The sequence below is a fragment of the Streptomyces sp. 8P21H-1 genome (assembly GCF_013302945.1).
In genome coordinates this window covers 1-936 of sequence record NZ_JABTYA010000321.1, presented here as the reverse complement: position 1 = coordinate 936, position 936 = coordinate 1, and the positions used below count along the sequence as shown (strand labels likewise).

Here is a 936-nt window from a genome sequence, read left to right as displayed (position 1 = left end):
CCCCGCGCCGCTGGCCGTGGTCGACCTGCTGCGGCAGGCGGCCGAAGGGCTCGGCCCGGCGTCCCTGCTCACCGGCTCCGACCGCGACCTGGCGCTCCGCCTGGAGGCCAGGCTGCGGCACTGCGGTCACGAGGACCCCGTCGAACTGGCCGCGGCGGCCGACCGGCTGAAGGAACTCGGCCCCGAACCGCCCCTGGACACCGGCGCCGAGCGGGAACTGACGATCGCGCTGCTCGGTGCCGTCACCCTCGGCAGCCGGCTGCCCGCCGCCGAGGTGGTGCGCCTCGCGGAACGCGTCCTGGAGCGCGAACCCGCCACCTCCGCCCGCATCCACTCCACCCTCCCCCTGGTGATCATCACCATGATCGCCGCCGACTCGGTGGAGGCCCTCGACTCCTGGCTCGCCCTCGAGCACCGTGCGCGCGGCCGGCGCTCCACCCCCGCCAACGCGCTGGTCCACATCGAGCAGGCCCTCGTCCACCTGGGCCGCGGCCGGCTCGTCCAGGCCCGCGAGCAGTCCGAGACGGCGCTGGGCATGACCGAGTCCGACCACCACACCCTGGGCACGGTCGCGACCATGACGCACGCCATCGTCGCCCTGGAGTCCCGCGACCCCTCCCTCGCCGAACGCGTACTGCACCGCGCGGGCCGCATCCGCCCCCAGGGGCTCACCCTCACCGGTCTGCTCCGCCTGCTGGAGGCCACCGGCGAGATCGCCGCGGGCGACCACACGGGCGCCCTCGACTCGCTCCGGTCCTGCGGCCGCCAGCTGGAGGCCGCGGGCTGGTCCAACCCGGTGCTCTTCCCCTGGCGCCCGTGGGCCGTCGGCGTCCACCGCCGGCTGGGCGACATCCGCGCCGCCCGGGTCCTGGCCGAGGAGGAGCACGCCCGCGCCCTGCAGTGGGGCGCCCCGGTCGGTGTCGGCCGTGCCCTGCG

At 76.6% G+C, this 936-nt stretch carries 1 pseudogene; it reads left to right on the top strand.

From position 1 onward, the window contains the following. Positions 1-936: pseudogene (locus tag HO151_RS06675) on the top strand (LuxR family transcriptional regulator); the annotation flags it as partial.